Origin of the sequence: Micromonospora sp. DT227, from assembly GCF_049841835.1 — a bacterium.
GTDB lineage: Bacteria > Actinomycetota > Actinomycetes > Mycobacteriales > Micromonosporaceae > Micromonospora.
Genome location: NZ_JBNCLA010000016.1, coordinates 16,389 through 23,215, shown reverse-complemented (window position 1 = coordinate 23,215; position 6,827 = coordinate 16,389). Strand labels below are relative to the sequence as shown.

At 76.1% G+C, this 6,827-nt stretch carries 1 pseudogene; it reads left to right on the top strand.

Features of this window, described 5'->3' with window-relative positions:
• Window positions 1-15: 15 nt before the first annotated feature.
• Window positions 16-6,810 (top strand): annotated as a pseudogene (locus ACLQ2W_RS31870) (type I polyketide synthase); the annotation flags it as partial.
• Window positions 6,811-6,827: the final 17 nt, after the last annotated feature.

The following is a 6,827-nucleotide window of genomic DNA, read 5'->3' as shown; positions in this document are numbered from 1 at the left end:
CTCGCGGCCGGTGAGGTGCGGGTGGCGGTGCGGGCGGCCGGGGTGAACTTCCGGGACGTGTTGATCGCGCTCGGCATGTATCCGGACTCGTCGGCGGTGATGGGCAGTGAGGGCGCGGGCGTGGTCCTGGAGGTTGGTCCGGGGGTGTCCGGGTTGGCCGTGGGTGATCGGGTGTTCGGGTTGTTCGAGCCCGGGTTCGGTCCGGAGGTGGTGGCGCGGCGGGATCGGATCGCGCGGGTGCCGGCGGGGTGGTCGTTCGTTGAGGCGGCGTCGGTGCCGGTGGTGTTCCTGACGGCGTGGTACGCGTTGCGTGACCTGGCGGACCTGCGTTCGGGTGAGTCGGTGTTGATCCACTCCGGTGCCGGTGGGGTGGGGATGGCGGCGATTCAGATCGCGCGGCATCTCGGTGCGACGGTGTACGCGACGGCGAGTTCCGGTAAGTGGGGCACGTTGCGGGGGCTGGGGGTGGCGGACGAGCGGATCGCGTCGTCGCGGACCACCGAGTTCGAGGCCGCGTTCCTGGCGGCCAGTGGTGGTGCCGGGGTGGACGTGGTGCTGGACGCCCTCGCCGGTGAGTTCGTGGACGCGTCGTTGCGGTTGCTGCCGCGCGGCGGCCGGTTCGTCGAGATGGGCAAGACCGACCTGCGGGACCCGGCGGTGGTGGCGCGGGAACATCCGGGCGTCGCGTACCGGTCGTTCGACCTGAACGAGGCCGGCGGCGAGCGCATCGGCCAGATGCTGGGCGAGCTGCTCGCGCTGTTCACCAGCGGCGCGTTGCGGCCCCTGCCGGTCCGGACCTGGGACGTGCGGCAGGCGCGGACCGCGTTGCGGCACCTGAGCCAGGCCCGGCACGTCGGCAAGGTGGTGCTCACCGTGCCGGCGCCGGTCGACCCGGACCGGGTCACGCTGGTGACCGGCGCGTCCGGCGCCCTCGCGGGCATCGTCGCCCGGCACCTCGTCGCCACCGGCCGGTCCCGGAACCTGCTCCTCGCGGCCCGCCGCGCGCCGGCCGACGACCCGACCTACGCGGCCCTCGTCGACGAGCTGGAGACGGCCGGCGCGACCGTCCGCGTCGCCACCGTCGACGTGGCGGACGACACCCAGGTCGCCGCGCTGCTGGCCGGTGTGGACCTGACCGCCGTCCACCACTGCGCCGGCGTCATCGCCGACGCCACCGTCACCTCCCTGGACGCCGACGCCGTCGACCGGGTGCTGCGGCCCAAGGTGGACGCCGCCTGGGCGCTGCACCGGGCCACCGCCGGTCACGACCTGGCGGAGTTCGTGCTGTTCTCGTCCATCGCCGCCACGCTCGGCTCACCCGGGCAGGGCAACTACGCCGCCGCGAACGCGTTCCTCGACGCGCTCGCCACCCACCGCCACGCGACCGGGCTGCCCGCCACCAGCATCGGCTGGGGCGCGTGGGCCACCGGCGGCATGGCCGGGCGGCTCGACGCCGGCGACCGGCAGCGACTCGGCCGGATCGGCATGACCGGGCTCAGCGCCGCCGAGGGGGCGACCCTGCTCGCCGCCGCCGCCGCGCAACCGCTGCCCGCCGTGGTCGCCGCCCGGCTGCGCATCACCGGCGACCGGACGCAGCTCCCGCCGCTGCTGCGGCTGCTGGCCCCCACCGGCGTACGCCGGCAGGCCCGCACCGCGGACACGAACACCGCCGGCTGGGCCGAGCGGCTCGCCGGCCTGGCCCCGGACGAGGCGACCGCGGTGCTCGTCGAGCTGGTCCGGGCGCAGGCCGCGGCGGTGCTCGGGCACGCGTCCGCGCAGGCGGTGCCCGGCACCCGGGCGTTCAAGGACCTCGGGTTCGACTCGCTGACCTCGGTGGAGCTGCGCAACCGGCTCGCGTCGGCCACCGGGCTGCGGCTGCCCGCCACGCTGGTCTTCGACCACCCCACCCCGGAACGCCTCGCCGAACACCTGCACGAACGACTCGGCCACCGGCCGGCCGCCACCGTGGCCGCGACCCGGGCCACCGCCACCGAGGACGACGACCCCATCGCCATCATCGGCATGGCCTGCCGGCTCCCCGGCGGCGTCACCAACCCGGACCAACTGTGGGACCTGGTCTCCACCGGCGGCGACGGGATCGCCGAGTTCCCCGCCGACCGGGGCTGGGACCTCGACGCGCTCTACGACCCGGACGCCGACCGCGCCGGCACCTCCACCACCCGGTACGGCGGGTTCCTCGCCGACGCGGCCGACTTCGACCCGGCGTTCTTCGGCATCAGCCCCCGCGAGGCCCTCGCCATGGACCCGCAGCAGCGGCTGCTGCTGGAAACCTCGTGGGAGGCGTTCGAGTCCGCCGGCCTCGACCCGCACGACCGCACCACGACCACCGGCGTCTTCGCCGGACTGATCCACCACGACTACGCCGGCCGGCTCGACGCCTCCGCGGAACTGGAGGGCTACCTGGTCAACGGCACCGCCGGCAGCGTCGCCTCCGGCCGCGTCGCGTACGTCTTCGGGCTGGAAGGACCGGCCGTCACGGTGGACACCGCGTGTTCGTCGTCGCTTGTCGCGCTGCACCTGGCCGCCCAGGCGCTGCGGGCCGGGGAATGCGACCTGGCCCTCGCGGGCGGCGTGACCGTGATGGCCACGCCCAGCGCGTTCGTCGGCTTCTCCCGCCAGCGTGGACTGGCCCCCGACGGGCGGTGCAAGTCGTTCGCCGCCGGCGCCGACGGCACGAGTTGGGGCGAGGGCGTCGGCATGCTGCTCGTCGAACGGCTCAGCGACGCCCGCCGTCGCGGCCACCGGGTCCTCGCGGTGGTGCGGGGCACGGCGGTGAACCAGGACGGCGCGTCGAACGGCCTGACCGCGCCGAACGGTCCGTCGCAGCAGCGGGTGATCCGGCAGGCCCTGGCCAACGCGCGGCTGAGCACCGCCGACGTGGACGCGGTCGAGGCGCACGGCACCGGCACCACGCTCGGGGATCCGATCGAGGCGCAGGCGGTGCTCGCCACGTACGGGCAGGAGCGGTCGACGCCGCTGCTGCTCGGCTCGGTGAAGTCGAACATCGGGCACACCCAGGCCGCGGCCGGCGTCGCCGGGATCATCAAGATGGTCCTCGCCATGCGGCACGGGATCATGCCGCCGACGCTGCACGTGGACGAGCCGTCGCCGCACATCGACTGGACGGCCGGGGCGGTGACGCTGGCGACGGCGCCGACGCCGTGGCCCTCGGTGGACCGGCCCCGTCGGGCGGCGGTGTCGTCGTTCGGGATCTCCGGCACCAACGCCCACGTCATCCTGGAACAACCACCTGCCGGCGAACCGGCCGGTCCGACAGCCGACGGTGACGTGACCGGAGCCGGCGACGCCCGGCCCGGAGGCGCGGACCGGACCGGCGAGGCGGTTCCTGGCCGGACCGGCGACGTGACCGCGGGCGGGCCGGTGCCGGTGCTGCTGTCGGCGCGTACCGGCGCGGCGCTCGCCGCGCAGGCCGACCGCTGGACGCGCTGGCTCGCCGCCGACGAGACGCTCCGCCCGGTCGACGTCGGATGGTCCGCGCTCACCACCCGGCCGACGCTGGAGCAGCGGGCCGTACTCGGCGTCACCGACCGGAACGAACTGCTGACCGCGCTGCGCGCGCTGGCCGGTGGCACGTCCTCCGGCGCGGTCACCACCGGCCCGGCCGGCCCGCATGGGCGACTGGCGGTGCTGTTCTCCGGGCAGGGCGCGCAGCGTGCCGGCATGGGCCGGGAGTTGTCCGAGGCGTTCGGTGTGTTCGCGTCCGCGTTGGACGAGGTGTGCGCGCAGCTCGATCCGTTGCTGCCGCAGCCGTTGAAGCCGGTGCTGTTCGGTGACGGTGATCTGCTGGATCAGACGCAGTTCACGCAGGCGGGTCTGTTCGCGGTCGAGGTGGCGCTGTTCCGCCTGGTGGAGTCGTTCGGCGTCGTGCCGGACTTCGTGGGTGGGCACTCGATCGGTGAGGTGACCGCCGCGTACGTGGCGGGGGTGTTGTCGCTGGCGGACGCGTGTGCGCTGGTGGCGGCGCGGGGTCGGTTGATGCAGGCGTTGCCGGCCGGTGGTGGGATGTTGGCGGTCGCCGCGCCGGAGGCCGACGTGACGGAATCGGTTGCCGGACATCCGAGCCTGGGGATCGCGGCGGTGAACGGGCCGTCGTCGACGGTGGTGTCCGGTCCGGTCGACGCGCTGGACGAGGTCGAGCGGACCTGGCGGGACCGGGGTGTGCGGGTTCGTCGGTTGACGGTGTCGCACGCGTTCCACAGTCCGCTGATGGAGCCGATGCTCGCCGAGTTCCGCACCGTGCTGGACGGGTTGACGTTCGCCGCGCCGCTGCTGCCGATCGTGTCGAACGTGACCGGTGCGTTGGCCGGGGACGAGATCACCGGCCCGGACTACTGGGTGCGGCACGTGCGGGAGGCGGTGCGTTACGCCGACGGGGTCGCCGCGTTGCGGGCGGCCGGGGTGGACACGTTCCTGGAGGTCGGCCCGCAGAGCGTGCTCACCGCGCTGACCGCGGAGATCCTGCCGGACGACGACACGGTGGTCGCGACCGCCGTGCAGCGCCGGGACCGGGACGAGGCGGGCGCGTTGCTGGCCGGGCTGGCGGAGCTGCACGTGCACGGTGTGCGCGTCGACTGGACGCCGTGGTTCGCCGGCACCGGCGCGAACCGCGTCGACCTGCCCACCTACGCGTTCCAGCACGAGCGGTTCTGGCCGGACACGCCGACCCGGACCGACGCCTCCGACGCCGAGTTCTGGGCCGCCGTGGAGAGCGGCGACCTCACCGCGCTCGCCGGTCACCTCGCCGACGACGCCCTCGACACGCTCGCACCGGCGCTGCCCGCGCTCACCACGTGGCGGCGGGCCCGTACCCGGCGTACCCCGGCCGACCGGTGGGCGTACCAGGTCACCTGGAAGCGGCTCGACCGCGACGAGCGGCCCGTTACCGGCGGCGCCTGGCTGGTCGTCGCCCCGGCCGGGGAACCCGCCACCGCCGACGTCGCCGCCGCGCTGGCCGGCGCGGAACTGCGGCCGGTCACCGTCGACCCGGCCGGCGCCACCCGGGCCGACCTCGCCGCCGCGCTCGGCAAGGCGTTCGCGGACGGGCCGGTCGACGGCGTGGTCTCGCTGCTCGGCCTGCACGACGCGCCGCACCCGGACCATCCGGCGCTGCCCGCCGGCACCGCCGCCACGCTGCTGCTGATCCAGGCGCTGCACGACACCGGCGACACGCCGCCGCTGTGGTGCCTCACCCGGGACGCGGTCGCCACCGACGGCGGCGACCCGGTGCACGGCGTCGCCCAGGGCGGCCTGTGGGGCCTGGCCCGGGTCGCCGGGCTGGAACTGCCCCGGCTGCGCGTCAACCTGCTCGACCTGCCCGCCGGCGACACCGACCCGGCCCGGCTCGCCGCCGCGCTCACCGCCGACGGCGACGAGGACCAGTTCGCGCTGCGCGGCGGCGGCCTCTACGCGCGCCGCCTGGTCCGCGCCACCCCGGCCGCGCCGGCCGCCGCCGACCGGTGGCAGCCCACCGGCACGGTGCTGGTCACCGGCGGCACCGGCGCGCTCGGCGCGCACGTCGCCCGCTGGGCGGCCGGTGCCGGCGCGGAGCACCTGGTGCTCACCAGCCGGCGCGGCGACGCCGCCCCCGGCGCGGCCGAGCTGCGCGACGAGCTGACCGCAACCGGCGTACGCGTCACGATCGCCGCCTGCGACGTGGCCGACCGGGACGCGGTCGCCGCGCTGCTGACCCGCCTCGACGCCGACCCGGCGCCGCTGACCGCCGTCGTGCACGCCGCCGGGCTCAACGACGTGGCGCCGCTGCTCGACACCGACCCGGACCGGCTGGCCGGGGTGCTGACCGGCAAGACCGCCGGCGCGGTGCACCTCGACGAGCTGCTCGGCGACCGGCCGCTCGACGCGTTCGTGCTGTTCGCGTCCATCGCCGGGGTGTGGGGCAGCGGCGGGCAGGCCGGCTACGCGGCCGGCAACGCCCACCTCGACGCGCTGGCCGCCCGGCGGCACGCCCGCGGCCTCGCCGCCACCTCGGTGGCCTGGGGACCGTGGGCCGACGGCGGCATGGCCACCGACGACGCGCAGCGGGAACTGGCCCGCCGCGGACTGCGGGCGATGGCCCCGGCCGACGCGGTGCACGCCATGCGCGTCGCGGTCGGGCGCGGCGACGCCACCCTCACCGTGGTCGACGTGGACTGGGCGACGTTCGCCCCCGCGTACGCGTCGAGCCGTCCCCGGCCGTTCCTGGCCGACCTGCCCGAGGCCCGGCAGGCGATCCGCGCCGCCGCGGAGGTCCCCGCCGACGGTGGCGCGGCGCTGCGCGACCAGCTCCGCGACCTGTCCGCCGAGGACCGGGACCGGCGGCTCGTCGAACTGGTCCGCGCCGAGGCGGCGGCCGTGCTCGGCCACGGCGGCCCGGAGCGGGTCAAGCCCCGGCGGGCGTTCAAGGACCTCGGCTTCGACTCGCTGACCGCGGTCGAGCTGCGTAACCGGCTCAACCGGGCCACCGGCCTGTCGCTGCCCACCACGCTGGTCTTCGACCACCCCGACCCGGCCGCGCTCGCCGACCACCTGCGCGCCACGCTGCTGCCCGACGCGTCGACCACGCCGACGGCGGACCCGGCCGAGAGCGCGGTACGCGAGGCGCTGGCCACCGTCCCGCTCGCCCGCATCCGCGAGGCCGGGCTGCTGGAGCTGCTGCTCGGCCTCGCCGACGGCGACGGCCCCGCGCCCGAGCCGGACGGCGCGGAGGTCGACCTCGACGACCTCGACACCGACACCCTGATCCGGCTGGCCCTCGACGGCTCCGAGTCCTGACGCCCACGTACGGAGTA